The 25,000-nt window shown below is 66.7% G+C and carries 23 protein-coding genes; 17 read left to right on the forward strand and 6 right to left on the reverse strand.

The genetic code is table 11. The features are described 5' to 3' along the window. Positions 1-32 precede the first annotated feature (32 nt). The 13 genes from trpS to EV655_RS00235 all read left to right on the forward strand — a co-directional run bounded on the left by trpS (position 33) and on the right by EV655_RS00235 (position 11,606). A complete protein-coding gene (gene trpS / locus EV655_RS00175) occupies positions 33-1,058 on the forward strand; it encodes a tryptophan--tRNA ligase (protein WP_132539996.1) in 1,026 nt (341 codons plus the stop codon). Between the two features lie 75 nt (positions 1,059-1,133). Then, positions 1,134-1,523: a VOC family protein gene (locus EV655_RS00180; protein WP_132539999.1), complete on the forward strand. Its 390-nt coding sequence runs from the start codon at positions 1,134-1,136 to the stop codon at positions 1,521-1,523. Between the two features lie 320 nt (positions 1,524-1,843). Continuing rightward, positions 1,844-2,707, forward strand: coding sequence for a branched-chain amino acid aminotransferase (locus tag EV655_RS00185; RefSeq protein ID WP_132540002.1), 864 nt, complete (start codon positions 1,844-1,846; stop codon positions 2,705-2,707). 242 nt (positions 2,708-2,949) lie between these two features. Further along, positions 2,950-3,405, forward strand: coding sequence for a universal stress protein (locus EV655_RS00190; protein WP_132540005.1), 456 nt, complete (start codon positions 2,950-2,952; stop codon positions 3,403-3,405). 78 nt (positions 3,406-3,483) lie between these two features. Then, entirely contained in the window at positions 3,484-4,050 is a 567-nt protein-coding gene (locus EV655_RS00195) for a NifU family protein (RefSeq protein WP_132540008.1), read from the forward strand. Next, on the forward strand, positions 4,050-4,706 hold the full coding sequence (gene tsaB, locus EV655_RS00200; RefSeq protein ID WP_132540011.1) for a tRNA (adenosine(37)-N6)-threonylcarbamoyltransferase complex dimerization subunit type 1 TsaB: 657 nt from the start codon (positions 4,050-4,052) through the stop codon (positions 4,704-4,706). The genes EV655_RS00195 and tsaB overlap by 1 nt, the downstream gene beginning before the upstream one ends. Continuing rightward, positions 4,703-5,119 (forward strand): GNAT family N-acetyltransferase, encoded by a 417-nt coding sequence (locus EV655_RS00205; RefSeq protein WP_132540014.1) that lies wholly within the window; start codon positions 4,703-4,705, stop codon positions 5,117-5,119. The genes tsaB and EV655_RS00205 overlap by 4 nt, the downstream gene beginning before the upstream one ends. A 131-nt stretch (positions 5,120-5,250) precedes the next feature. Beyond that, positions 5,251-6,240 (forward strand): BMP family lipoprotein, encoded by a 990-nt coding sequence (locus tag EV655_RS00210; RefSeq protein WP_132540017.1) that lies wholly within the window; start codon positions 5,251-5,253, stop codon positions 6,238-6,240. A 5-nt stretch (positions 6,241-6,245) separates the two neighbouring features. After that, positions 6,246-7,817 carry an ABC transporter ATP-binding protein gene (locus tag EV655_RS00215; RefSeq protein ID WP_132540019.1) on the forward strand — a complete coding sequence of 524 codons (1,572 nt, stop codon included), beginning with the start codon at positions 6,246-6,248 and terminating at the stop codon, positions 7,815-7,817. Then, positions 7,817-8,914, forward strand: coding sequence for an ABC transporter permease (locus EV655_RS00220; RefSeq protein ID WP_132540022.1), 1,098 nt, complete (start codon positions 7,817-7,819; stop codon positions 8,912-8,914). The genes EV655_RS00215 and EV655_RS00220 overlap by 1 nt, the downstream gene beginning before the upstream one ends. Continuing rightward, positions 8,914-9,879 (forward strand): ABC transporter permease, encoded by a 966-nt coding sequence (locus EV655_RS00225; protein ID WP_132541088.1) that lies wholly within the window; start codon positions 8,914-8,916, stop codon positions 9,877-9,879. Before EV655_RS00220 ends, EV655_RS00225 begins: the two co-directional genes overlap by 1 nt. Positions 9,880-9,930: 51 nt before the next feature. Further along, on the forward strand, positions 9,931-10,842 hold the full coding sequence (locus EV655_RS00230) for a sulfite exporter TauE/SafE family protein (protein ID WP_132540025.1): 912 nt from the start codon (positions 9,931-9,933) through the stop codon (positions 10,840-10,842). Beyond that, complete coding sequence (locus EV655_RS00235; RefSeq protein ID WP_132540028.1) at positions 10,839-11,606, forward strand: TIGR02186 family protein; 768 nt, start codon at positions 10,839-10,841, stop codon at positions 11,604-11,606. The genes EV655_RS00230 and EV655_RS00235 overlap by 4 nt, the downstream gene beginning before the upstream one ends. 2 nt (positions 11,607-11,608) lie before the next feature. Here EV655_RS00235 and EV655_RS00240 read toward each other — a convergent pair whose 3' ends face one another. From EV655_RS00240 to ccrA, 4 genes are all read right to left on the reverse strand, one after another. Continuing rightward, positions 11,609-13,141 (reverse strand): AAA family ATPase, encoded by a 1,533-nt coding sequence (locus EV655_RS00240; RefSeq protein ID WP_132540030.1) that lies wholly within the window; start codon positions 13,139-13,141, stop codon positions 11,609-11,611. 41 nt (positions 13,142-13,182) lie between these two features. Next, positions 13,183-13,827 (reverse strand): acyl-homoserine-lactone synthase, encoded by a 645-nt coding sequence (locus EV655_RS00245; RefSeq protein ID WP_132540033.1) that lies wholly within the window; start codon positions 13,825-13,827, stop codon positions 13,183-13,185. A 130-nt stretch (positions 13,828-13,957) separates the two neighbouring features. Beyond that, on the reverse strand, positions 13,958-14,671 hold the full coding sequence (locus EV655_RS00250) for a helix-turn-helix transcriptional regulator (RefSeq protein ID WP_132540036.1): 714 nt from the start codon (positions 14,669-14,671) through the stop codon (positions 13,958-13,960). Positions 14,672-15,115: 444 nt separating this feature from the next. After that, positions 15,116-16,408 carry a crotonyl-CoA carboxylase/reductase gene (gene ccrA, locus EV655_RS00255; protein ID WP_132540039.1) on the reverse strand — a complete coding sequence of 431 codons (1,293 nt, stop codon included), beginning with the start codon at positions 16,406-16,408 and terminating at the stop codon, positions 15,116-15,118. A gap of 230 nt (positions 16,409-16,638) precedes the next feature. Between ccrA and EV655_RS00260 the strand changes: the two genes are divergently transcribed. From EV655_RS00260 to EV655_RS00270, 3 genes are all read left to right on the forward strand, one after another. Next, positions 16,639-18,606: a protein meaA gene (locus EV655_RS00260; RefSeq protein WP_132540042.1), complete on the forward strand. Its 1,968-nt coding sequence runs from the start codon at positions 16,639-16,641 to the stop codon at positions 18,604-18,606. 91 nt (positions 18,607-18,697) lie between these two features. After that, complete coding sequence (locus tag EV655_RS00265) at positions 18,698-19,165, forward strand: NUDIX hydrolase (RefSeq protein ID WP_132540045.1); 468 nt, start codon at positions 18,698-18,700, stop codon at positions 19,163-19,165. A gap of 50 nt (positions 19,166-19,215) precedes the next feature. Further along, positions 19,216-20,700 (forward strand): inorganic phosphate transporter, encoded by a 1,485-nt coding sequence (locus EV655_RS00270; RefSeq protein ID WP_424511289.1) that lies wholly within the window; start codon positions 19,216-19,218, stop codon positions 20,698-20,700. A gap of 52 nt (positions 20,701-20,752) precedes the next feature. Here the strand turns inward: EV655_RS00270 and EV655_RS00275 are convergent, their stop codons facing one another. Further along, positions 20,753-22,282 (reverse strand): cryptochrome/photolyase family protein, encoded by a 1,530-nt coding sequence (locus EV655_RS00275; RefSeq protein ID WP_132540048.1) that lies wholly within the window; start codon positions 22,280-22,282, stop codon positions 20,753-20,755. Further along, on the reverse strand, positions 22,276-22,947 hold the full coding sequence (locus EV655_RS00280) for an SDR family NAD(P)-dependent oxidoreductase (protein ID WP_132540051.1): 672 nt from the start codon (positions 22,945-22,947) through the stop codon (positions 22,276-22,278). Before EV655_RS00280 ends, EV655_RS00275 begins: the two co-directional genes overlap by 7 nt. 254 nt (positions 22,948-23,201) lie before the next feature. Between EV655_RS00280 and EV655_RS00285 the strand changes: the two genes are divergently transcribed. Beyond that, positions 23,202-24,761 (forward strand): 2-isopropylmalate synthase, encoded by a 1,560-nt coding sequence (locus EV655_RS00285; RefSeq protein ID WP_132540054.1) that lies wholly within the window; start codon positions 23,202-23,204, stop codon positions 24,759-24,761. Positions 24,762-25,000: the final 239 nt, after the last annotated feature.

Here is a 25,000-nt window from a genome sequence, read left to right on the forward strand (position 1 = left end):
CAGGGCAACGAATTCCAGACGGAGATGACCCCATGGCCGAGGTGGTCCACACACCGCGCGTCTTTTCCGGCATCCAGCCCTCGGGCGGGCTGACGCTGGGCAACTATCTCGGCGCGCTCAAGCGCTTTGCCGAGGCCCAGGACAGGGGCGGCATCGAGACGGTCTATTGCATCGTCGACATGCACGCGATCACCGTCTGGCAGGACCCTGACAAGCTGACCCGCGCGACGCGGGAACTGGCCGCGGGCTTTATCGCCTCGGGCGTCGACCCGGTGCGCTCGATCCTGTTCAACCAGTCCCAGGTGCCCGCGCATGCGCAACTGGGCTGGATCTTCAACTGCGTCGCGCGGCTGGGCTGGATGCAGCGGATGACCCAGTTCAAGGACAAGGCCGGCAAGAACTCGGAAAACGTGTCGCTGGGCCTGTTCGCATATCCGGCGCTGATGGCCGCCGACATCCTGGTCTATCACGCCACCCATGTTCCGGTGGGCGAGGACCAGAAACAGCATGTCGAACTGACCCGCGACATCGCGGCCAAGTTCAACAACGATTACGGCGTGGAGTTCTTCCCCTCGCCCGAGCCCGTGATCGAGGGCGCGGCGACGCGCGTGATGAGCTTGCGCGACGGCACGAAGAAGATGTCGAAATCCGACCCCTCGGACATGAGCCGGATCAACCTGACCGACGACGCGGACACCGTCGCCAAGAAGATCCGCAAGGCCAAGACCGACCCCGAGCCCCTGCCCGAGACCATCGAGGGGCTGGAGGGCCGGCCCGAGGCGCGCAACCTCGTCAACATCTATGCGGCACTGGCGGACCTGACGCCCGAACAGGTGATCGCCGAACATGGCGGCCAGCAATTCGGCAGCTTCAAGCCCTCGCTAGCCGATCTGGCGGTGGCGCGGCTCGCCCCGATCTCGACCGAGATGAGCCGCCTGATGCAGGATCCCGCCGAGATCGACCGCATCCTCGCCGACGGCGCCGAACGCGCCAACGCGATCGCCGCGCCGATCCTGAAACGGACCTGCGAGATCGTGGGGATGGTCGGCGCGCGCTGAGCTGTCGCGCGCGTTTCCCGGGACAGTGGACCAAAGCCATGGCAGGCTTCCGGCAGACCTGCCCGGAGACCTGCCATGCGATTCCGCTACACCATCCTCTACGTGCCCGACGTGCCAGCCACGCTCGACTTCTACGAACGGGCCTTTGGCTGCGAGACCGAATTCCTGCACGAGTCGGGCGCGTATGGGCAATTGCGGACCGGCGACACCCGCCTTGCCTTTTCCTCGACCGAACTGATGACCCAGTTGGGCAAGCGGCCGGGCCGCCCCGATCCCGCCGCGCCGGTCTTCGAGATCGCCTTCGAAACCGATGACGTGCCGGGCGCCATCGCGCGGGCGCGGGCGGCGGGGGCGCGCATCGTGCAGGAGCCCCGCGAAGAGCCCTGGGGCCAGACCACGGCCTATGCAATCGATCCGAACGGCTATCTGGTCGAGATATGCTCGCCTGTGGCGGGTGAAGACTAAACGCACGTCCGATGCGCCCGATCGGCGGCACGGACAGGTTTCACAAAACCGATTCCCGCCGTTCACGAAACGGAGTCGCGGCGCGGGCATCCTCGGTCCACCCGGTCTTGTCCGACCGGTCCCCGGGGAAGCGCCGCGTCCCCAAGTCCGGCGCAGGCCGTCCGCCCGCGCCTGCCCCCGGGTTTTCGGCGGGCCGCCCACGCCCGGGTGGCTTCGCTTTCAGCGCCCCCGGCCGCCCCGCCGGGGGCGCGTCCTTTGTCGTCTGGACGGCCCTGCGCCCCGGGTCTAGGGTGCCGGAGTTTCCACGAGAGGGGTGATCCATGGCCACTGGCAGCAATATCCGGACCTATTTCGAGGGCACCTGGCACCGCACCGACCTGGCCGTGATGCGCGCCGCCGACCACGGCAGCTGGCTTGGCACCACGGTATTCGACGGGGCGCGCTATTTCGAGGGAATCGCCCCCGACCTTCTGGCCCATTGCGACCGGGTGAACCGCTCGGCCGAGGCGCTGATGATCACGCCCACGGTCGGTCCGCAGGAGATGCACGACATCATCTGGGAAGGGCTGAAGACCTATCCCGCCGACGCCGCGGTCTATATCCGGCCGATGTACTGGGCGCTCGAGGGCGATTTCCTGGGCGTGGTGCCGAAACTGGGGGCGACGGGCTTTGCGATCAGCCTCGAGGAAATCCCGATGGCCGCGCCGGGCAGCGCCACGACGCTGACCACCACGCGCTTTCGCCGCCCGACGCTTGATTGCGCGGTGGTGAACGCCAAGGCGGGCTGCCTCTACCCCAACAACGCGCGGATGCTGGCCGAGGCGCGCGCCAAGGGCTTCGGCAACGCGCTGGTGGCCGATGCCCTGGGCAATGTCGCCGAGACCGCCACGGCGAATGTCTTCATGGTGAAGGACGGCGCGATCTTCACCCCCATCGCCAACGGCACCTTCCTGGCCGGCATCACCCGCGCGCGCCACATCGCGAACTTCAGGGCCGAGGGGATCGAGGTGCACGAGAGCGTGCTGAGCTTTGACGATTTCCGCGGGGCGGACGAGGTTTTCCTGTCCGGCAACATGATGAAGGTGACGCCGGTCAAGGCCTTTGACGACGTGCAGTACCAGGCGGGGCCGGTGACCCAGAAAGCGCGCGAGCTTTACTGGGACTGGGCACATTCGGGCGGCTGACAGGGCACTCCCGCCCCCGGCCCGCGCGGGGCTTGCGCCCCGCTTGTCCGGCGTTGGGCCGGGCCGCGCGCTTACGCGCGCGGTGCCTCCGGCGGGAGTATTTGGGCCAAGAAGAATGCCGTATCGGCCAGAAAACCGGACCGGGGGCGCGAACCGGCGGTTGCGGCAACGGCATCGCCGCACGGGAGTTGCCAGCGGGCGGCTGGTCGGTCATGCTCGCGGCGGTTCCAGGGAGGGCGCCCATGCGCAAGTTCCTCGTCGTGCTCGACGACAGCCGCGAATGTCTGAACGCGATGCGCTTTGCCGCGATGCGCGCGGCCAAGACCGGTGGCGGCGTACAGATCCTCTCGGTGATCCCGCCCGACGAATTCAACCACTGGATCGGGGTGGGCGACCTGATGCGCGAGGAGGCGCGCGAGCGGATCGAGGCGCATTTCGAGGTTTTCGCCAAGTGGATGCGCGACCGGCAGGGGATCGACCCCGAACTGGTGATCCGCGAGGGTGAGCCGGTGCCCGAGATCCTTGCCCAGATCCGTGACGACCCGCAGATCGGCGTTCTGGTGCTGGGGGCTGGCGTCGACAAGAAGGGGCCGGGGCCGCTGGTCGCGCAGCTGACGAGGAGTTCGGGCACGCTGCCCGTGCCGATGACCATCGTCCCGGGCGGGCTGTCCAAGGAGGGGTTGGAGGCCGTGTGCTGAGCCGTCTGGAATCAGTCGAAATGTTGACATTGCCGGCGCAGGGGCGCATATCCGACTGCAAAGCTAAGGAATAGACTCATGTTCATCCAGACCGAATCCACGCCGAACCCGGCGACGCTGAAATTCCTGCCCGGCCAGGCGGTCCTGGAGGCGGGCACGGCGGACTTTCCTTCGTCCGAGGGGGCCGAACACTCGCCCCTGGCCAGCCGCATCTTTGCCGTGGAGGGCGTGCGCGCGGTGTTCTTCGGCACGGATTTCGTCACCGTGACCAAGGAAGACGGGGTGGAGTGGGACCACATCAAGCCCGCGATCCTCGGCGCGATCATGGAGCATTTCCAGTCGGGCCAGCCCGCGATGATCGGTGAGGCAGAGGCGGGAGGGCATGCCGACCATGACGGACCAGACGCCGATATCGTGCGCCAGATCAAGCAGTTGCTCGATACTCGCGTGCGCCCGGCCGTGGCGCAGGACGGCGGCGACATCACCTTCCACGGGTTCGACCGGGGCGTCGTGTACCTGCACATGCAGGGCGCATGCGCGGGGTGCCCGTCGTCCACGCTGACGCTGAAGATGGGGATCGAGAACCTGCTGCGCCATTATATCCCCGAGGTCACCGAGGTTCGCCCGGTCGCCGAACAGGTCTGATGGACCCGGCACCGACGATTCTTGCCTTCGACACGTCGGCCGCGCATTGTGCGGCCGCTTTGCTGCATGGCGGCCGGATTGTGGACGAGCGGCACGAGGCGATGGGGCGCGGTCAGGCAGAACGGCTGATGCCGCTGCTGGCAGATATCCTGAAAGATGCCGGGCTTGGCTGGGGCGATCTGGACGGGATCGGCGTCGGCGTCGGACCGGGCAACTTCACCGGCATCCGCATCGCCGTCGCGGCGGCGCGCGGGCTTGCGCTGGGTCTGGGCGTGCCTGCGATCGGCGTGACGGGCTTCGAGGCACTGGCCCATGACGAAGGAGGCCCGGTGCTGGTGGCGCTGCCTGCCCCGCGCGAGACGCTCTACCTCCAGCTTGTCGGCGGCGGCACTGCGCCGCGCCATCTGGCCCCGGACGAGGTTTCAGGCGCGTTCGACCTGCCGCCCGGAACGCGAGTCCTTGGCCATGGGGCCGAGGCGCTGGGCCAGGCGCTCGGTATCATGGCCCTGCCCCGCCCGCTGGCAGGGATCGCCCCCGCCATAGCGCGGATCGCTGCCGACCGGCTTGGGCAGGCACAGCCGCGCCCTGCCCCGCTCTATCTGCGGCCGGCCGATGCCGCGCCCCCGGCCGATCCGCCGCCGGTGATCCTGCCGTGACGCCCGATGCCCTGTCGGCCCTGCATGCGCTTTGCTTCGGTCATCCGCGACCGTGGTCCGGCCCCGAATTCGTGGCACTTCTCGAAAGCCCCGGTGTCTTTCTGGTGGGGGATGGCTCGGCCTTTGCCCTTGGACGGGTCGTGCTCGACGAGGCAGAATTGCTGACGCTGGCGGTCCACCCCGGGGCACGGCGCCGGGGCCTTGGCCGGGCGCGGCTGGGTGCGTTCGAAACCGCGGCGCTGGACCGCGGCGCCGCGCGTACCTTTCTCGAGGTGGCGGCCGACAACGGGCCCGCGCGTGCCCTCTATGCCAGCGCGGGCTATGCCCTGACCGGCCGCCGGCGGGGCTACTACGCGGCCCCCGATGGCCGGCGGATCGACGCGCTTCTGATGTCACGGGCGCTGGCAGGCTAAGCCCGCAAGCCTGCCCAGAATCCGGTTGACGCCTTGTCGGGGCTGCGGCCTTAATCGGGCGGAAGCCAGGCCCTTGCGGGCAGCCCGTGACGATCCGCACCCTGTCCGACGACCAACCGGGAGAGATTTCAATGACGTTCCTTGGGAAAACCCTAGCCGCCAGTGCGGCGCTGGCCCTGATCGCCGGTGCGGCGCTGGCCGAACCCGCGATGGTCTATGACCTTGGCGGCAAGTTCGACAAGTCGTTCAACGAGGCGGCGTTCAACGGCGCCGAACGCTGGAAGGCCGAGACGGGGGGCACCTACCGCGAGATCGAGCTGCAATCCGAGGCCCAGCGCGAACAGGCGCTGCGCCGCTTTGCCGAGGCTGGGCTGAACCCGATCGTGATGGCGGGCTTTGCCTTCGGCGCGGTGCTGGGCGAGGTGGCGGCCGACTATCCCGACACGAAATTCGTCATCATCGACACCAAGGTCGAGGCGCCGAACGTCCGCGCGATCGAATATTCGGAACATCAGGGCAGCTATCTGGTGGGCATGATGGCCGCAATGGCGTCGAGGACCGGCACCGTGGGCTTCATCGGCGGCATGGACATCCCGCTGATCCGCAAATTCGCCTGCGGTTATGCGCAAGGTGTCAAGGCGGTGAACCCCGACGCGACCGTGATCCAGAACATGACCGGCACCACCCCCGCCGCCTGGGCCGACCCGGTGAAGGGGGGCGAACTGGCCCGTGCCCAGATCGCGCAGGGCGCCGACGTGATCTATGCCGCCGCGGGTTCGACCGGCGTGGGCGTGCTTCAGACCGCAGCCGACGAGGGCATATTGTCGATCGGGGTGGACAGCAACCAGAACTACCTGCACCCGGGACAGGTGCTGACCTCGATGATCAAGCGGGTGGATATTGCCGTCTACAATGCCTTCACCGCCGGGGCGGATCTGGAAACCGGGTATTTCGTCCTCGGCCTTGCCGACGACGGCGTGGGCTATGCGCTGGACGAGCACAACGCCGCACTGGTGACCGCCGAGATGCAGGCCGCCGTGGATGCCGCCAAGGCCGGGATCATCGCGGGCGAGATCGTGGTGCATGACTACATGTCAGACAACACCTGCCCGGTGAACTAGGCCCGATGGCGGGGGCAGAGGCCCCGGCAGCGGGGCGGCACCCGGACGCCGCCCCCGCCATCGAACTCAGGGGCATTTCCAAGGCCTTCGGAACGGTGCAGGCGAACCGGGACATCTCGCTCAGGGTGATGCCGGGCACGATCCATGGCATCGTGGGCGAGAACGGCGCGGGCAAGTCCACGCTGATGTCGATTCTCTACGGCTTCTACAAGGCCGATGCGGGCGAGATCCTGGTTGGCGGCCGCCGGGTCACGATCCCCGACAGCCAGGCCGCGATCCGCGCCGGGATCGGCATGGTGTTCCAGCACTTCAAGCTGGTCGAACCCTTCACCGTGCTGGAGAACGTGATCCTCGGGGTCGAGGAAGGGCGGCTGTTGAAGCCCGCGCTCGCCAGGGCGCGGGACACTCTGCAACGGCTGGCCCGGGACTACGAGCTGAACGTCGACCCGGATGCCAGGATCGAGGACCTGGGAGTCGGCATGAGGCAGCGCGTCGAACTCCTCAAGGCGCTGTACCGGCAGGCCGATATCCTTATCCTCGACGAACCCACAGGCGTGCTGACGCCAACCGAGGCCGACCACCTGTTCCGGATATTGAAGAACCTCAAGTCCGAAGGAAAGACGATCATCCTGATCACCCACAAGCTGCGCGAGATCATGGCGATCACCGACACGGTTTCCGTCATGCGGCGCGGCGAGATGACCGCCACTCTTGAGACGGCAAGGACCAGCCCCGAGCAATTGGCCGAGTTGATGGTCGGCCGGAAGGTATTGTTGCGTTTGGACAAGAAACCCGCGACCCCCGACCAGACGATACTTGAAATCGAGAACCTTCGGGTGACGGATGACGACGGGGTCGAGCGGTTGAAAGGCGTGTCGCTGAGCGTGCGCGCCGGAGAAATCCTCGGGATCGCGGGGGTGGCGGGAAACGGGCAGTCGCAGCTGCTGGAGGTGCTGGGGGGCATCACGCCCGCAACGGGCAATGTCCGGGTCAAAGGCGCCGAGATCGACCTGACGGGGCGCCATTCCGACGGCCGGTCGCGGCGCGCGCGCGGCATCGCCCATGTGCCCGAGGACCGCCAGCGCGAGGGGCTCATCATGGATTTCTTCGCGTGGGAGAACCTCGTCTTCGGCTATCACCACGACCCGGCCTGCCAGAGGAACCGCGCACTCATGGACAACGCCGCGATCCGCGCGCGTGCCGCCGAGCAGATGGCCCGGTTCGACGTGCGCCCGCCCGACCCGGACCTTGCAGCCCGCAACTTCTCGGGCGGCAACCAGCAGAAGATCGTGCTGGCCCGCGAGATCGAGCGCAATCCCGACCTGCTGCTGGTCGGCCAGCCCACCCGCGGTGTCGACATCGGCGCAATCGAGTTCATTCACCAGCGCATCCTCGACCTGCGCGATGCAGGCAGCGCGGTGCTGCTGGTCAGCGTCGAGTTGGAGGAGATCCTGTCGCTGTCCGACCGGATCGCCGTGATGTTCGATGGCCGCCTCATGGGCGAGCGGCGGCCGGACCAGACCGACGAGACCGAGCTTGGCCTGATGATGACGGGCATGCGGACGGAGGTGGCCTGATGCGGGACGTGATGCCGCGATGGGCCGATGTGGTGCTGATCCCGCTCATCAGCCTGGTGCTGGCCTTCCTTCTGTCCGCGGTGGTGATCGTCGCCATCGGCGAGGATCCCCTGGCCGCGGTCAGGATGATGGTCACGGGCGCACTGGGATCGACCTATGCCTGGGGCTACACGCTTTATTACGCGACGAATTTCATCTTCACCGGGCTCGCCGTGGCGGTGGCGTTTCACGCGCGGCTGTTCAACATCGGTGGCGAGGGGCAGGCGACGCTGGGCGGCCTTGGCGTGGCGCTGGTCTGTCTGGCGCTGCCCTGGCCGCACTGGGTGCTGGCGCTGCCCGCGGCGGTGCTGGCGGCAGCGCTGTTCGGCGCGGCCTGGGCGGCGATCCCGGCCTGGCTGCAGGCGAAACGCGGCAGCCATATCGTGATCACCACGATCATGTTCAACTTCATCGGCGCGGCGGTGCTGAACTACATGCTGGTGAATGTCATGCGCCCGCAGGGGTCGATGGACCCGGCGACCGAAAGGTTTCCGCCGGGCACCCACCTGCCGACGCTGCACGACCTGCTGGCCCTGGTCGGCATCCCGTTTTCCAAGGCTGCACCCGCCAACATCGCCTTTCTCATCGCGCTGGCCGCCTGCCTGCTGGTCTGGCTGCTGATCTGGCGCACGCGGCTGGGCTATGAAATCCGCGCCTATGGCCATTCCGAACCCGCCGCGATCTATGCCGGCATCCGGCCCGTCCGGGTCGTGATGCTGACGATGCTGGTCTCGGGGGCACTTGCCGGCCTCATGGCGGTCAACACCGTGATGGGCGAGGCCGAGCGGCTGGTGCTGAACTCGGTCGAGGGGGCGGGCTTCATCGGCATCGCGGTGGCGCTGATGGGGCGCAGCCACCCGTTCGGCGTCTTGCTCGCCGCGATCCTGTTCGGTTTTCTCTACCAGGGCGGTGCAGAACTGGCACTCTGGACCGACATCCCGCGCGAGTTGATCGTGGTGATCCAGGCCTTGGTGATCCTGTTCACGGGCGCCCTCGACAACATGGTGCGGATGCCGCTGGAGCGGCTTTTCCTCGCCTTGCGGAAAAGGCGCACATGATGGACTTCGCCACGATCCTGCAGGTCCTCGACTCGACCGTGCGGCTGGCCGCGCCCCTTCTGCTGGCCTGTTTGGCCGGGCTCTTTTCCGAACGCGCAGGCATCTTCGACATCGGGCTCGAAGGCAAGATGCTGATGGCGGCCTTCTTCTCGGCGGCAACCGCGGCGGTCACCGGCTCGGTCTGGCTGGGGCTGGCCGCCGGCATCGCCGCGTCGATGGTGCTGGCCGGGGTCCACGGGCTGGCCTCGATCACCTTTCGCGGCAACCAGCTGATCTCGGGGGTGGCGATCAACTTTCTCGCGGCGGGGCTGACGGTGGTAATCGCCCAGGACTGGTTCGCACAGGGTGGCCGTACGCCCTCGCTGCTGGGCGGCGCACGGTTCGAGGCGATCACCCTGCCCCTTGCCGACACGGTGCGGCCGGTGCCGATCCTTGGCCCGATCTACCACGACCTGATCTCGGGACACACGATCCCGGTCTATTTCGCCTTCTCCATGGTGCCCCTTACCTGGTGGCTTCTTTACCGCACGCGCTTCGGGCTGCGGTTGCGCGCGGTCGGCGAAAGCCCCGAGGCGCTGGACACCGCGGGTGTTTCGGTCGTCGCGACGCGCTATGCGGCGGTGGCGATCTGCGGGGTGCTGTGCGGGATCGCGGGGGCCTATCTTGCCACCGCGCTGCAGGCGGGGTTCACCAAGGACATGACGGCGGGCCGGGGCTATATCGCGCTGGCGGCGCTGATCTTCGCCAAGTGGCGGTCGTGGCACGCGCTGTGGGCCACGCTGCTGTTCGGGCTCTTGCAAGCGATCGCACTGCGCTATCAGAACCTTCAGATCGGTGGCGTGCCGCTGCCGGTGCAACTTATGGATGCGCTGCCCTATATCCTGACCGTAGTGATCCTGGCGGGATTCGTCGGGCGCGCGATCCCGCCGCGTGCAGGGGGCGAGCCCTATGTAAAGGAACGCTGACGGCCGCGCTGCGGCTTGCCAGCCGGGGGCAGAAGGCTCTAGGGACCATATATGCAGATCTACCTGCCCATCGCCGAGGTCTCCGTGAACGCCTTTCTTTTGTTGGGCATCGGCGGCATCGTGGGCATCCTGTCGGGCATGTTCGGGGTGGGCGGCGGGTTCCTGATCACCCCGCTGCTTTTCTTCGTGGGCATCCCTCCGGCCGTGGCGGTGGCGACATCGGCCAACCAGACCGTCGCGTCGTCCTTTTCCGGCGTTCTGGCGCATCTGCGGCGCAAGACCGTCGATTTCAGGATGGGAACCGTGCTGCTGATCGGCGGCCTGATCGGCGCGGCCGCCGGTATCGCGATCTTCAATCTGCTGCGCGCACAGGGCCAGGTCGATCTGCTGGTCAAGCTCTGCTATGTCGTCTTTCTTGGCGTGATCGGCGCGCTGATGCTGGTCGAGAGCCTGCGCGCGATCCGGCGAAGCCGGCGCGGCAAGCCCGCGACCAAGCGGCGCCAGCGCGGCTGGATCCACGCCCTGCCGTTCAAGATGCGGTTCCGCACCTCGGGGCTCTACATCTCGGTGATCCCGCCGCTTCTGGTGGGCGCCGCGGTGGGCATCCTCGCCGCGATCATGGGGGTGGGCGGCGGGTTCATCATGGTGCCCGCCATGATCTATCTGCTGGGGATGCCGACCAAGGTGGTGGTGGGCACCTCGCTGTTCCAGATCATCTTCGTTACCGGCTTTACCACGCTGCTGCATGCCGTGACGAACTACTCCGTCGACCTTGGCCTGGCGCTCGTGCTGCTGATCGGTGGCGTCGTGGGGGCGCAGATAGGCACCCAGATCGGCCTTCGGCTCAAGGCCGAGCAGGTGCGCATCCTGCTGGCGCTGCTGGTGCTGGCCGTCTGCGGCAAGATCGCGCTCGACCTGCTGCTGGAACCGGCCGAGCTTTACTCGATCGCGGAGGCGCAATGAGGCTGGCGACCTTGTTCCTGCTGTGCCTGATCCTTGCCCTGCCTGCCCGGGCCGAACAGGTCGTGGCCGGGCTCAGCCAGACCCGCGTGGCGATCACCACGAATTTCGCGGGCTCGGAGATCCTGATCTTCGGCGCAGTCAAGCGCGAAGCGCCGCTGCCCGACGGGGCGCTGCATGTGGTGGTCACGGTCGCGGGGCCGTCGATGCCTGTCACCGTGCGGCGCAAGGAACGGCGCCTTGGCATCTGGGTGAACACCGAGGCGGTCGGGATTGGCGCGGCCCCCAGCTTTTACGCGGTCGCTGCAACGGCGCCCCTGTCCGAGGCGCTGACCGAGGATCAGGACACGCTTCACAAGGTCTCGATCCCGCGCGCGATCCGCGCCGTCGGCCCGGCCGGCGCGGCCGATGAGGCCAGCGAAGTCGACAGCTTCGTCGAGGCGCTGATCCGCATCCGCAGCCGCAAGGGGCTTTACCAGGATCTGCCCGGCGCAGTGGCACTGTCCGAGGACACGCTGTTCAGCACCTCGATCGCGCTGCCGGCGAACCTGACCGAGGGCGACTATCGCACGCGCATCTTCCTGACCCGGGAAGGCGAGGTAATCGACGCTTTCGAGACCGCGATCGGCGTCCGCAAGGTGGGGCTGGAACGCTGGGTCTTCCTGCTGGCCCACGACCAGCCGCTGATCTACGGCATCCTGTCGCTGGCGGTCGCGATCGCCGCGGGCTGGGGTGCCTCGGCCGTGTTCCGGCTTGTCCGGGGCTGAACCTATACCTCGTCGATCTCGGCGGACAGAGTCAGCGGCGCGGCGGTTGCAACCAGATCGTCGGTCGACAGCGGCCGCGCCGGTCGGGCCAGCCGGTAACGGGTGACCCATATCAGCCGCCTTTCGGCCCGGGTGATCGCGACATAGGCAAGTCGCTTCCACAGCGGTTGGCCGGCCTCGCTACGGCCCGCCCGCGCCGCGGCATAGAGGTCGGGCGCAAAGACCTGCACATCTTCCCATTGTGACCCCTGCGCCTTGTGGATCGTCACCGCCGCCCCGTGCAGGAAGGCCGCGCCCATGGTGGCCGCGAAGGGGATGAAAGGCTCCTCTTCCTCGGGCAGTTCGATCTTGACGATCGAGGCGGCCGAGATCTGCGGCTCTTCCGCCCCGATGACGTGCAGCCGCGAAAACCCGGGTTTGCGGCCGGGCCCCAGATAGATCACCTGCGCCCCCTTGATCAGCCCACGCGCCTCGAGGTCCAGCCGCTTCTTGCGATGCTTCAAGGGCAGTTCGATCCCGTCGCAAACAAGCGGCTCGCCCGGCAACAGCGCGTCCTCGGGCGCCCCGTGGGCCTGGCGGAAGGCGTGGATCAGCCGGATTCGGGTCGCGTTGCGCCAGACCAGCACCGGCGAGCGTGCCATCAGGTCGGAATCGACCCGCGGCGCCACCTGAACCCGGGGATCGCGGGCGGCCGCTGTCTCGATCATCCGTTCGAACGCCTCGAAATCGAGGCCTGGATCGGACAGGGCGTGGGCGAGGTCGAGGATCGGGTTGTCGTCCGCCTGCCGGTGGACCCGGTGCAGCGTCAGCTTGCAGTCGGGTGCCAGGTCGTCGAACACCAGCTTGCCCGACTGGTTCACCGGGGCAAGCTGGGCGGGATCACCGAACAGGACCAGTGTCGGGAACAGTTCCTTCAGGTCCTCGAACTGGCGCTCGTCCAGCATCGAGGCCTCGTCGACGAAACCGATGTCCAGGGGCTCTTCGCGCCGCTTCCAGCCGCGGATGAAATCGCTGCCGCGCAGGCCCGCCGCAGCCAGCGCCCCGGGCACGGACTTGACCCCCTGGTAGAAGGCAAAGGCCCGGTCGAGGGCGGCCTCGGTCAGACCCTCGACCGACGGGCGCGCACCCTCGCCGGTCAGCCACTCGGCAATCTTCTCGTATTCGGGGTCGTAGACCGGGGTATAGATGATCCGGTGAATGGTCGTGGCGGGCACGCCGCGGGTGCGCAGCACGCTCGCCGCCTTGTTGGTCGGCGCGAGGATCGCAAGCGTCCGGCGGTCGCGCCGCCGCCGCCCCTCGTAATCGCCCGAGACGGTCTCGACCCCGGCGTCCGCCAACGCCGCGACGAGGCGTGCCAGCAGCATGGTCTTGCCCGACCCCGCCTTGCCGGTGATGGCAAGCAGTGCCCCTGTTCCGTCCGCCCGAGGGCTCAGACGTCCGGCGTCGATATCGATGCCCACGCCGTGCAGCATCTCGGCAACCCGGTCGTGCGCCTCGGCCTGGTCGTCGGAAAAGGTAAGGGGGGCAAGCGTCATGGGCGGAGCCTACAGGCCCCGCCCGCGGGGTGCCAGCGCGATCAGGCCGCCTCGAGCATGCGCTTTTTTTCGGGTGCGTTCGCCGCGAAAGACGTCCGGAACCAGTCGAGCGAGGTCTCGCGGGTGATCCCCAGCCGCGACAGCGTGCGCGGCCAGGCCTCGGGCTTCATCTCCCACAGACCGACGCCGATCTGGTCCTTGCCCTCGCCCGCTTTGCCGATCACATCGGGTTCGACACCGTAGAGGCGGTAGATGCGCTCCATCCGCGGATCGAACACGCCCACGAAGTGTTCCAGCGCGAAATTCGCCATCAGTTCGCCCGCGCCCAGCACGAGACCCGCGGCGACCTCGCGCCCGGCATCCGGCGACAGGCAGAACCGGGTACATTCCCAGATCAGCGGGCTTTCGATCCGGACACCGTCGGTGGCGAACAGGAAATGCTCGTTCACCATGGTCCGCCCCGTGGTCGGCAGGAAGCGCATCGAACCGCCATGCCGCCCGTCGGGCTGTTCCCAGATGACGTAAAGCGGGTTCAGCGCATCGTACTGGTCGCGCTCTTCGCCCTTGTCGTTCACCGACACGTCCCAGCCCAGACGCTCGTGGAACTGGATGGCCCGATCGCGGAACATCGTGTCGCGCAGAAGGGGATGCTTGTGCAGGTCGGAACCGTAGATGTAACGAAGCATGTGGAGTAGCCTTTTACCAGCCGCTGACAGGCAAGAAACTACGAGGGGGGTGGTTACTATTGCCCTAAATCATCGCGCGCACGAGAACAAAACGTGAAAAAATTGCGATTCGATCTCGGGCGGTTGTCAATCAGAGCACGATCAAGCCGGCACTGAGCGCCCGTGCCACTGCATGGGTCGTGTTCAACGCGCCAAGCTTGTGCCGTGCAGCCTCGATATAGACCCTCAGCGTGTGCTCGGAGATGTCCAGTTGCTCGGCTGCCTGGGCACGGCTCAGTCCTTTGGCAAGCAGCGTCATCGCCGCCAGTTCACGGGGCGAGAGCGCCGCGGTGGGGACCGGGTTGGTCCCCCGCTCGAATTCCAGAGCCTTGCGGTTGAAGTCGTGCGCGACCAGGATCAGATCGCGCTTGTGGGTGGCGATGAACGCCTCCCATTCGGTGTCCGGGCAGGCATGGTTCATTGTGAACAGGGCGAACTGCCCTTTCGGGCCGTGTATCGGGACCGAAAACCCCTGATTGCCAAGCCCGTGGGCGACCGCATCGGCAAAGAAGGCGCGCGCCGATCTGGTCGTCCAGTCCAGTTGCTTCCAGTCGACCGGGTGGAATCGCTGGAAACAGCCAAGGATGACCGGGTCCATCCTGAGATAGTCGCACTCGAGATAGCGGTCGACCCAATCCGTGCTGTATGTGCCTGCCCCGTAGCGTTCTCCGACGCTGTTCACCCAGTGATAGACGACGTGAGAGACGCCGTAATGGTCCCGAAGGTCCTCGGTCGCAAGTTGCAGATGCTCAAGCGTCGTTGCCTGTTGCAAGCGGTCGAGGAACGATTCTAAGACGTCTTTCATCTCCCGACTTCACACCCAACGGCGCCCTGTAGGCACCGCTTCCCCCGACCTCTGCCCAAGCGGGCGCTTCATCCATCGAGGAGATCTCGACCGCCGCCAGCGCCTGGCAGGTAGTGAGTTCCTCGGACAGAGCGGCCAACCCGTTCTTACGGGCATAGTTCCTGAGGTCCCCGAGAATGTCGATCAGCCACTCGTGTTTCATCGTTTTCGTCTCCAAGTGGTTAATGAAACGTAAACACAAGCATAGCACGAGTTAACTTTCCTCGAAATTCGCTGATTTTTTCTCCCCAGAAATGGTGAGGGGGCGGTTTGGCAAGGCCATGATTTGCCGAGCAGCCGACGATTCGGCAAAAGCACCAGGGTGACAGAAGGGCCCGGACCGGGCTTTGCGCCGGTCCGGGCCATCACGATCAGGTGTTGGGGACGGTGAGTCGGGTTCGCGGTTCAGGCGCCCGCGCCTGCCTCGAGCACGTCCTCGAAGGTTCTGAGTCCCGTACGCGGCGCCTGCACCAGCACCGCCATGTTCCCGGGCTTGTGCTCGTTGCGCAGCATCTTGACATGCGCCGCAGGGATCTCGGCCCAGGTAAAGACCTCGGACATGCAGGGATCCAGACGGCGCTGGCACATCAGCCGGTTCGCGGCGGCGGCCTGCTTCAGGTGTGCGAAATGGCTGCCCTGGATGCGCTTCTGGTGCATCCAGACGTAGCGCGCGTCCATCGTCAGGTTGAATCCCGACGTCCCGGCGCAGATCACCACCATGCCGCCGCGCTTGACCACGAAGGTCGAGACCGGAAAGGTCGCCTCGCCCGGATGCTCGAACACCATGTCGACGTTCACGCCCTTGCCGGTGATGTCCCAGATCGCCTTGCCGAACTTGCGCACCTCACCGAACCAGGCCTTGTACTCGTCGGTGTTCACCTTGGGCAGCTGCCCCCAGCACTTGAAGTCCTTGCGGTTGATGACGCCCTTGGCGCCCAGGCCCATGACGAAGTCGCGCTTCGATTCGTCGGAAATCACGGCGATGGCGTTGGCGCCGGCGGTGTTGATCAGCTGGATCGCATAGGATCCCAAGCCCCCCGAGGCGCCCCAGACCAGCACGTTCTGGCCGGGCTTGAGTTCGTGCGGATGGTGGCCGAACAGCATCCGATAGGCCGTGGCCAGCGTCAGCGTGTAGCAGGCCGATTCCTCCCAGGTCAGGTGCTTCGGCCGCGGCAGCAACTGCTGCGCCTGCACGCGGGTGAACTGGGCAAACGATCCGTCCGGCGTCTCGTAACCCCAGATCCGCTGGCTGGGGCTGAACATCGGGTCGCCGCCATTGCATTCCTCGTCGTCGCCGTCGTCCTGGTTGCAGTGGATCACGACCTCGTCGCCCACCTTCCAGTTCTTGACCGCCGAGCCGACCGCCCAGACGATGCCCGAGGCATCGGAGCCGGCGATGTGATAGGGCGCACCGTGGCCGTCGAACGGCGATACGGGAACGCCGAGACCTGCCCAGATGCCGTTGTAGTTGACGCCCGCAGCCATCACCAGGACCAGTACCTCGTGGCTGTCGATCGAGGGAGTTTCCACCACCTCGACCTGAAAGCTCTTGTCGGGCTCGCCGTGGCGCTCGCGGCGGATTGCCCAAGCATACATTCTGGCCGGGACATAGCCCAAGGGCGGCATTTCGCCGACCTCGTACAGATCCTTCTCGGGCGCGTCGTAGGGGACGACGGACGTGTTGGTGTCGAGTGCCATCGGAGCCTCCATGTCGCTCATGTTTTCGCCGCGGCGCAGAATCGCACCCCGCGTCACGGTCAGATAGAATTCAACACGCAACTTTGCAACAGGGAACAGGCCTCTCGGAGCAATTTTATGTCTCTTTCGCTGCGCCGCGTGCCGCAACGCAGCGAATTGACATGGCCAGATTCTTTCCCGTATCACCGCGAGAGCGTAATTTTCTTGCCACCCGACATGCGAGGCGCGCCATGACCGAGACGACCAAGGACAGACCCTGGCTGTTCCGCACCTATGCGGGCCATTCCACCGCCAAGGCGTCGAACGCGCTGTACCGCGGCAACCTCGCAAAGGGCCAGACCGGGCTTTCGGTGGCCTTCGACCTGCCGACCCAGACCGGCTATGACAGCGACCATGAACTGGCACGCGGCGAGGTTGGCAAGGTCGGCGTGCCGGTGGCGCATCTCGGCGACATGCGCACATTGTTCGACGCCATCCCGCTGGAACAGATGAACACCTCGATGACGATCAACGCGCCCGCGCCGTGGCTGTTGGCGCTCTACATCGCGGTGGCCGAGGAACAGGGTGCGGATGTTCGAAAACTGCAAGGCACTGTGCAGAACGACATCATCAAGGAATACCTTTCGCGCGGCACCTATATCTGCCCGCCCAAGCCCAGCCTGCGGATGATAACCGACGTCGCCGCCTATACACGCGAGCACCTGCCCAAGTGGAACCCGATGAACGTGTGTTCCTACCACTTGCAAGAGGCGGGGGCGACGCCGGAACAGGAACTGGCCTACGCGCTGGCAACCGCAACCGCGGTGTTGGACGATCTCAAGGGCAAGATCGCGCCCGAGCACTTCCCCGACATGGTCGGCCGCATCTCGTTCTTCGTGAACGCCGGGATCCGGTTCGTGACCGAGATGTGCAAGATGCGCGCATTCGTGGAACTCTGGGACGAGATCTGCCGCGAACGCTATGGCGTCGAGGACGAGAAATACCGCCGCTTCCGCTATGGCGTGCAGGTGAACTCGCTCGGGCTTACCGAACCGCAGCCAGAGAACAACGTCTACCGCATCCTGATCGAAATGCTGGCGGTGACCCTGTCAAAGAACGCCCGCGCCCGCGCGGTGCAACTGCCGGCCTGGAACGAGGCGCTCGGCCTGCCGCGGCCGTGGGATCAGCAATGGTCGCTCAGGATGCAGCAGATCCTGGCCTACGAGACCGACCTTCTGGAATATGGCGACCTCTTCGACGGCAACCCGGCGGTCACTGCGAAAGTCGAAGAACTGAAAGCCAACGCACGGTCGGAACTTCAGCAGATCGACGCGATGGGCGGGGCGGTCGCGGCCATCGAATACATGAAGTCCCGCCTGGTCGAGAGCCACGGCGAACGCATCGTCGGCGTAGAGACCGGCCAGACCGTCGTGGTCGGGGTCAACCGCTGGACCGAGGCCGAGCCCTCGCCGCTGACTTCTGGCGACGATTCCATCATGGTCGTGGACCCCGCGGTCGAGGCCGAGCAGATCGCCCGGCTGAACGCGTGGCGCGCGGCGCGCGACGAGGCCGCGGTCCAGGCCGCGCTGAAGGCGCTGCGCGAGGCCGCCGCCGCCGGCGCCAACATCATGCCGCCCTCGATTGCGGCGGCCAGGGCCGGGGCGACGACGGGCGAATGGGGCGACGTGATGCGCGCCGTCTTCGGCCAGTATCGCGGCCCGACGGGCGTCTCGAAAAGCCCCTCAAACCGCACCGAGGGCCTGGACGAGATCCGCGCGGCGGTCGACGGGTTGACCGGCCGGCTGGGCCGCCGCCCCAAGCTGCTGGTGGGCAAGCCGGGCCTCGACGGGCACTCGAACGGGGCCGAACAAATCGCGGCCCGCGCGCGCGACTGCGGCATGGACATCACCTACGAGGGCATCCGCCTGACCCCGGCCGAGATCGTCGCCGCGGCCAAGGAGGGGGGCGTTGACATCGTGGGCCTGTCGATCCTGTCCGGCAGCCACATCCCGCTGATGGAGGCACTGATGCGGTTGATGAAGGACAACGACCTGATGCACATCCCCGTGGTGGTCGGCGGCATCATCCCCGACGAGGACGAAAAGCGCCTCAGGGCGATGGGCGTTGCCAAGGTCTATACGCCCAAGGATTTCGAGCTGAACCGCATCATGTTCGACATCGTCGGTCTGATCGGCCCCGAACCCGTGGCGGCGGAATAGCCGGGGGCGGCATACCGCGCCGTCGTCGCCTTGCCTTGGGGGCCGTTTCGGTGCTAACAGCCCCGGCTTGGAACAATCTGCGCCGGCGGCCATGCTGAAACGGGTCTGGAATACGCTCATCCTGCCGCTGCTGGGGCGCCCCGCGCGCTTCCAGGTGGCAGCGCTGTGCTATCGCGGCCCGAGGGAGGCCCCCGAGATCCTGCTGATCTCCTCGCGCGACACGCACCGCTGGATCCTGCCCAAGGGCTGGCCCAAGGCCGGTTTCGGCGCCTCGGACATGGCCGCACAGGAAGCCTGGGAAGAGGCGGGCGTGCGACCGCGCCATGTCCGCCCGGATGCGATCGGCCGCTACCGCTATACCAAGCGCCTCAAGGGGGGCGTGCCGGTCGCGACCGATGTCAACGTCTTCGCCATCGAGGTCGAGACGCTCGAGGACGGCTTCCCCGAGGCGGCCGAACGCACGCGCTGCTGGATGCGCCCGGACCAGGCCGCGGACGCGGTCGACGAGCCCGAGTTGAAGGCGCTTTTGAGAAACCTGCCGGCGGTGCTGTCCGCATGAGGCGCGGGGCGCCTGAGACGCCCCGCTGAAGACCCCGAAAGGCCGCGCACATGGTGTCGGACACACACAAGACGAACCAGTGGCGCACGCTCGACAAGGACCTGAACCGGTTCTCGCGGGTCGAATATGCGACGATGCACGTCTCGCGCCCGCTGGTGGGCGTGGGCATCTCGCTGGCCTTCATCGTGCTTGCGGCACTGGCAGCCATGGTCATCACGGGCCAAAGCCCCGGCACGCTGTTCATCGTGGCCGCGGCCGGCTTCGGCGCCTACATGGCGCTGAACATCGGTGCGAACGATGTCGCCAACAACATGGGCCCCGCCGTTGGCGCGAACGCCCTGTCCATGGCGGGCGCCATCGCGATTGCGGCGGTCTGCGAGAGCGCGGGCGCGCTGATCGCGGGCGGCGACGTGGTCTCGACGATCTCGAAGGGCATCATCGACCCGGCCGGGGTTGCCGATGCGCAGGTCTTCACCTGGGCAATGCTCTCGGCGCTTTTGTCCGCCGCCATCTGGGTGAACATCGCCACCTGGCTCAGCGCACCGGTGTCGACCACCCATTCGGTCGTGGGCGGCGTGCTGGGGGCGGGCATCGCCGCGGCGGGCCTGTCGGCGGTGAACTGGCCGACCATGGGCGGCATCGCGGCAAGCTGGGTGATCTCGCCGCTTCTGGGCGGGGCGATCGCGGCTGCCGTGCTCGCCTTCATCAAGTGGCGGATCATCTATGTCGAGGACAAGATCGCCGCGGCACGCCTCTGGGTGCCGGTTCTGATCGGGCTGATGGCCGGGGCCTTCGCCGCCTACCTCGCCCTCAAGGGGCTGAATCGGGTTGCCGATATCGGCCTGGGCCACGCGCTTGCGATCGGCCTGGCCGTCGGACTGGCCGCCTGGCTGGTCGCGATCCCCGCGATCCGCCGCCAGTCCAACGCCATGGAGAACCGCAACAAGTCGCTCAAGGCACTGTTCGGCTTTCCGCTGGTGATCTCGGCCGCGCTTCTGTCCTTCGCCCACGGGGCGAACGACGTGGCCAACGCCGTGGGGCCGCTGGCCGCCATCGTCCACGCGCAGGGCGAGGGCGATTTCGCCGCCACGGTGGCGCTTCCCGTCTGGGTCATGGTGATCGGTGCCTTCGGCATCTCGTTCGGGCTGGTGCTGTTCGGGCCCAAGCTGATCCGGATGGTCGGCAGCCAGATCACCAAGCTGAACCCGATGCGCGCCTATTGCGTGGCCCTGTCAGCCGCGGTCACGGTGATCGTGGCCTCGTGGCTGGGGCTGCCCGTCAGTTCGACTCACATCGCGGTGGGGGGCGTGTTCGGCGTCGGGTTCTTCCGCGAATGGCATGTCGAGCGACGCGTCCGCAAGGCCAGCATGACCCAACCGGCCACGAAACGACTGCCGCCCGAGGAACGACGGCGCCGCAAGCTGGTGCGGCGGTCCCATTTCATGACCATCGTCGCGGCCTGGGTGGTCACGGTGCCCGCGGCGGCGGCGCTGTCAGCGGTGACATTCCTGGTGATCCGGGCGCTTCTCGGATAGTGCCACGCCGTGCGGGCAAACGGGCAGGAACCGTCCAGGCGTATCTTGCCGCTCAGACCGCCGCACCCTCGTCAAGACGATCGAGGAATACACTTGCATCGCGCAGGATCTCGGCCCGCCGCCCCGCGTCCATCCGGTCCCATGTTCGGTACATCTGCACCATGCGCGGGTTGCCCGCGAACCTGATGCGGTGGCGGTCGAGAAAATGCCAGTAGAGCAGGTTGAACGGGCAGGCCCCCTGCCCCGTCTTCGCCCTGACCGAATAGGCGCAGCCCCGGCAGTAGTCGGACATCCGGTCAATATAGGCCCCGGACGAGACATAGGGCTTGGACGCCACGATCCCGCCGTCGGCGAACTGGCTCATCCCCACGGTGTTCGGCGCCTCGACCCATTCATAGGCATCGGCGTAGACCGCAAGATACCATTCGTGCAGTTCGGCCGGATCGACCCCGGCCAGAAGCGCGAAATTCCCCGTCACCATCAGCCGCTGGATGTGGTGGGCGTAGGCCTCGTCTCGGGTCTGGGCGACGACCTGCGCGAGGCAGTTCATGCGCGTCCCGGCCCCCCAGTAGAACGCGGGCAGGCTGCGCCGGTGGCCCAGCGCATTGCGTCCCGGATAGCCGGGCCCTTCGCGAAAATAGATGCCGCGCACGAATTCGCGCCAGCCAAGGATCTGGCGGATGAACCCTTCGACGGCATTGATCGGCGCGCGGCCTGCCAGGTACTCGGCCTCGGCACGGCGGCAGACATCCAGCGGATCCAGAAGCCCCACATTCAGGTAGGGCGAGATCAGGGCGTGGTGAAGGAACCGGTCGCCCGCAAGCATCGCGTCCTGCGTATCACCAAAGCACGGCAGATGGTGGCGCATGAAATGGTCAAGCGCGGCCTCGGCCTGCCCGGTATCGGTCGCGAACCAGAACGGCCGGAGCCGGCCGAAATTGTCGGGGAACCGCTCGTCGACGAGGTCCAGCACCTCTTTCACGGTCTCACCGGGGTCGAAGCGCAACGGCCCCGCGCGAAAAAGGTCGTCCCGCGCGGGCTTGCGGTTCTCTTGGTCAAAGTTCCACTTGCCCCCGGCCGGAGCGTCGCCCTCCATCAACAGGCCGGTCTTGCGCCGCATCTCGCGGTAGAAATACTCCATCCGCAGCACCTTGCGCCCCTCGGCCCAGGCATCGAACCCGGCATGGGAACACAGGAACCGGTCGTCGGGCAGTTGGCAAAGCGCCAGCGGCAGTTCGCCCAGCGCCCTGATCAGCCGCCATTCGCCGGGCTCGGTGGCCAGCACCGCGTCCGTGCCATGCTCCGCCGCGCGGCGGAGCAGTTCGCCGGGGATGCTCTGGCTGTTCGCAGGGTCGTCGAGCCTTGTATACGCGACGCGCCAACCCTCCGCCCGCAGACGCGCGGCGAACTTGCGCATCGCGGCGAAGGTAAATGCGATCTTCTTGGGGTGATGGCGGACATAGGACGCCTCTTCCATCACCTCGGCCATCACCACGAGATCTTGCGCCCTGTCGGCCTGGCGCAGGGCGGACAACCCGGGGGACAGCTGGTCTCCGAGAACAAGGACGAGCCGGCTCACCACGGCACCCGTTGGCCCGACCAGTCGAAGAACCCGCCGGTCTGCTCTGGTCCAAGCCCGTCTATAACCGCCAAGAGGTTCGACGCCGCCTCGGCGGGCGCGACCGTCCGGTGCCGCCCGGCATATTCGGCGGTAAACCGCGTGGCGACCGTGCCCGGATGCAGCGCAACGCAGACCGCATGAGGATGGGAGCGCGCCAACTCGATCGCCGCGGTGTGCAGCCCCTGGTTCAATGCCGCCTTGGCCATGCGATAGGAATACCAGCCGCCCAGCCGGTTGTCCCCGATCGAACCGACACGGGCCGAAAGGGCGGCAAAGACCGCGCGACGCTCGCGCGGCATCAGGCGAACGGCATGTTTCAGCACCAGAAGCGGGCCCACCGCGTTCACAGCGAACTGGTGGGCCAGCGCCTCGGGGGCAAGGACCTTCAGCGTCTTTTCGGGCGGCTGGCCCGCGCCGTCGAGCATGCCGGTTGCGACAAGGATCAGGTCGAACGGGCCGCTCAGCGCGCCCAGCGCTTGGGCGATGCTGGCCTCATCGGTGAGGTCCAGCCCGTCATCGCGGCGCGACAGGGCCGTGACCGCGCCCGGACCCAGCCGGTCGGCAAGTGCCGCGCAGAGGGCGGTGCCGATCCCGCCCGAGGCGCCTATGACCAGGGCCCGTTCCATCGCGGCCAAGCTAGGGCGGACGCGGGCGGACACAAGCCCCGGCGATTCCGCTTTCCTTTGGTGTCGGCATGCCTATACTGGTCGCCATGGAACGTAAGGCCCACATCATTGCCGCCGCCCGCGCCCCGCGCGCGCTGCCGCTTGGCCTGCTGCTGCTTAGCCGCCTCTGAGCGTGCCGTCCCGGCGCGACCGCTCAGAGGATCCCGTTCCGCGCCACGACCCTTCCGGCTAAGACCAACACGAGAGATTCCACAATGACCGACAAGACCGAACAGGACCGGGTCCTGATCTTCGACACGACGCTGCGCGATGGCGAGCAAAGCCCCGGCGCGACGATGACCCACGACGAAAAGCTCGAAATCGCCGCGATGCTCGACGAGATGGGCGTCGACATCATCGAGGCGGGATTCCCAATCGCGTCCGAGGGTGATTTCGAGGCGGTGCGCGCCATCGCCAGGCAGGCCCGGACCGCGGTGATCTGCGGGCTGGCACGCGCCAATTTCGCCGATATCGACCGCGCGTGGGAAGCGGTGCAGCATGCGCGCCGTCCGCGTATACACACTTTCATAGGCACCTCGCCCCTGCACCGCGACATCACCAAGCTGACGCAGGACGAGATGGTCGAGAAGATCCAGGCCACCGTCACCCACGCCCGCAACCTCTGCGACAACGTGCAATGGTCGCCGATGGACGCGACACGGACCGAACACGACTACCTGTGCAGGGTGGTGGAGACCGCGATCCGCTGCGGCGCGACCACGATCAACATTCCGGATACGGTGGGCTATACCGCGCCCCGCGAAAGCGCCGACCTGATCCGGATGCTGCTGGAGCGCGTTCCCGGCGCCGACGAGGTGATCTTTGCCACCCATTGCCACAACGACCTCGGCATGGCGACGGCGAACGCGCTGGCGGCTGTCGAGGCGGGCGCCCGCCAGATCGAATGTACGATTAACGGCCTCGGCGAACGGGCCGGCAACACCGCGCTGGAAGAGGTGGTGATGGCGCTGAAGGTGCGCAACGACATCATGCCGTTCCGCACTGGGATCGACACCACGAGGATCATGGCGATCTCGCGCAAGGTCTCGACCGTGTCGGGCTTTCCGGTGCAGTACAACAAGGCGATCGTCGGCAAGAACGCCTTCGCCCATGAGTCCGGTATCCACCAGGACGGTGTGCTGAAGAACGCCGAAACCTTCGAAATCATGCGCCCCGCCGATATCGGGCTGAACGCCACCAACCTTGTGATGGGCAAACATTCGGGCCGGGCGGCCCTGCGCGCCAAGCTCAAGGAACTGGGCTACGACCTGGGCGACAACCAGTTGAACGACGTCTTCGTGCGGTTCAAGGCGCTGGCCGACCGCAAGAAAGAGGTCTACGACGACGACCTGATCGCGCTGATGCGCGACAGCGACCTCGACGCCGAACACGACCGCATCCAGGTCAAGTTCCTGCGGGTGATCTGCGGCACCGAGGCGCCGCAATCGGCCGACCTGATCCTGTCGATCGACGGCATTGAACAGCGGGTCACCTCGCAGGGTGACGGGCCGGTGGACGCCACCTTCAACGCGGTCAAGGAACTGGTCCACCACCACGCGCATCTGGAGCTTTACCAGGTGCACGCGGTCACGGGGGGCACCGATGCCCAGGCCACGGTCAGCGTTCGGCTGCGCGAGGATGGATTCATCGCGACCGGCCAGGCGTCGGACACCGACACCGTCGTGGCCAGCGCCAAGGCCTATGTGAACGCCCTGAATCGCCTGGCGGTACGGCGCGAAAAGACCCGGCCGGATGATACCAGGGCGGCCGTCTGAGACCGGCAGCCAGGTCCGGGGTGGGACGCGACATCCCGCCCCGGAACATCAAAAGCAGGAATAGTGATAGTAAATTTCGGCAGTCAGGCGGCATTGACCAGTTCGATTGTTCGATAAGTGCAAGCGGCGAAAATGCGCCGCAGCGGCGTGCAATGCGCCCTTTACCCTTGTGGCGCCAAACGCCTATAACGTGACGCGGCCCGACATACGGAATCGCGGGCAATCTCCTCAAGCGCTGG

This window comes from Rhodovulum euryhalinum (assembly GCF_004342445.1).
In the GTDB taxonomy this organism is placed as follows: Bacteria; Pseudomonadota; Alphaproteobacteria; order Rhodobacterales; family Rhodobacteraceae; genus Rhodovulum; species Rhodovulum euryhalinum.

Bases quoted from the DNA above. Each gene is read 5' to 3' on its own strand.
- trpS (WP_132539996.1), top strand. From the start codon at position 33: ATGGCCGAGGTGGTCCACACACCGCGCGTCTTTTCCGGCATCCAGCCC.
- EV655_RS00180 (WP_132539999.1), top strand. From the start codon at position 1,134: ATGCGATTCCGCTACACCATCCTCTACGTGCCCGACGTGCCAGCCACG.
- EV655_RS00185 (WP_132540002.1), top strand. From the start codon at position 1,844: ATGGCCACTGGCAGCAATATCCGGACCTATTTCGAGGGCACCTGGCAC.
- EV655_RS00190 (WP_132540005.1), top strand. From the start codon at position 2,950: ATGCGCAAGTTCCTCGTCGTGCTCGACGACAGCCGCGAATGTCTGAAC.
- EV655_RS00195 (WP_132540008.1), top strand. From the start codon at position 3,484: ATGTTCATCCAGACCGAATCCACGCCGAACCCGGCGACGCTGAAATTC.
- tsaB (WP_132540011.1), top strand. From the start codon at position 4,050: ATGGACCCGGCACCGACGATTCTTGCCTTCGACACGTCGGCCGCGCAT.
- EV655_RS00210 (WP_132540017.1), top strand. From the start codon at position 5,251: ATGACGTTCCTTGGGAAAACCCTAGCCGCCAGTGCGGCGCTGGCCCTG.
- EV655_RS00215 (WP_132540019.1), top strand. From the start codon at position 6,246: ATGGCGGGGGCAGAGGCCCCGGCAGCGGGGCGGCACCCGGACGCCGCC.
- EV655_RS00220 (WP_132540022.1), top strand. From the start codon at position 7,817: ATGCGGGACGTGATGCCGCGATGGGCCGATGTGGTGCTGATCCCGCTC.
- EV655_RS00225 (WP_132541088.1), top strand. From the start codon at position 8,914: ATGGACTTCGCCACGATCCTGCAGGTCCTCGACTCGACCGTGCGGCTG.
- EV655_RS00230 (WP_132540025.1), top strand. From the start codon at position 9,931: ATGCAGATCTACCTGCCCATCGCCGAGGTCTCCGTGAACGCCTTTCTT.
- EV655_RS00235 (WP_132540028.1), top strand. From the start codon at position 10,839: ATGAGGCTGGCGACCTTGTTCCTGCTGTGCCTGATCCTTGCCCTGCCT.
- EV655_RS00240 (WP_132540030.1), bottom strand. From the start codon at position 13,141: ATGACGCTTGCCCCCCTTACCTTTTCCGACGACCAGGCCGAGGCGCAC.
- EV655_RS00245 (WP_132540033.1), bottom strand. From the start codon at position 13,827: ATGCTTCGTTACATCTACGGTTCCGACCTGCACAAGCATCCCCTTCTG.
- EV655_RS00250 (WP_132540036.1), bottom strand. From the start codon at position 14,671: ATGAAAGACGTCTTAGAATCGTTCCTCGACCGCTTGCAACAGGCAACG.
- ccrA (WP_132540039.1), bottom strand. From the start codon at position 16,408: ATGGCACTCGACACCAACACGTCCGTCGTCCCCTACGACGCGCCCGAG.
- EV655_RS00260 (WP_132540042.1), top strand. From the start codon at position 16,639: ATGACCGAGACGACCAAGGACAGACCCTGGCTGTTCCGCACCTATGCG.
- EV655_RS00265 (WP_132540045.1), top strand. From the start codon at position 18,698: ATGCTGAAACGGGTCTGGAATACGCTCATCCTGCCGCTGCTGGGGCGC.
- EV655_RS00270 (WP_424511289.1), top strand. From the start codon at position 19,216: ATGGTGTCGGACACACACAAGACGAACCAGTGGCGCACGCTCGACAAG.
- EV655_RS00280 (WP_132540051.1), bottom strand. From the start codon at position 22,947: ATGGAACGGGCCCTGGTCATAGGCGCCTCGGGCGGGATCGGCACCGCC.
- EV655_RS00285 (WP_132540054.1), top strand. From the start codon at position 23,202: ATGACCGACAAGACCGAACAGGACCGGGTCCTGATCTTCGACACGACG.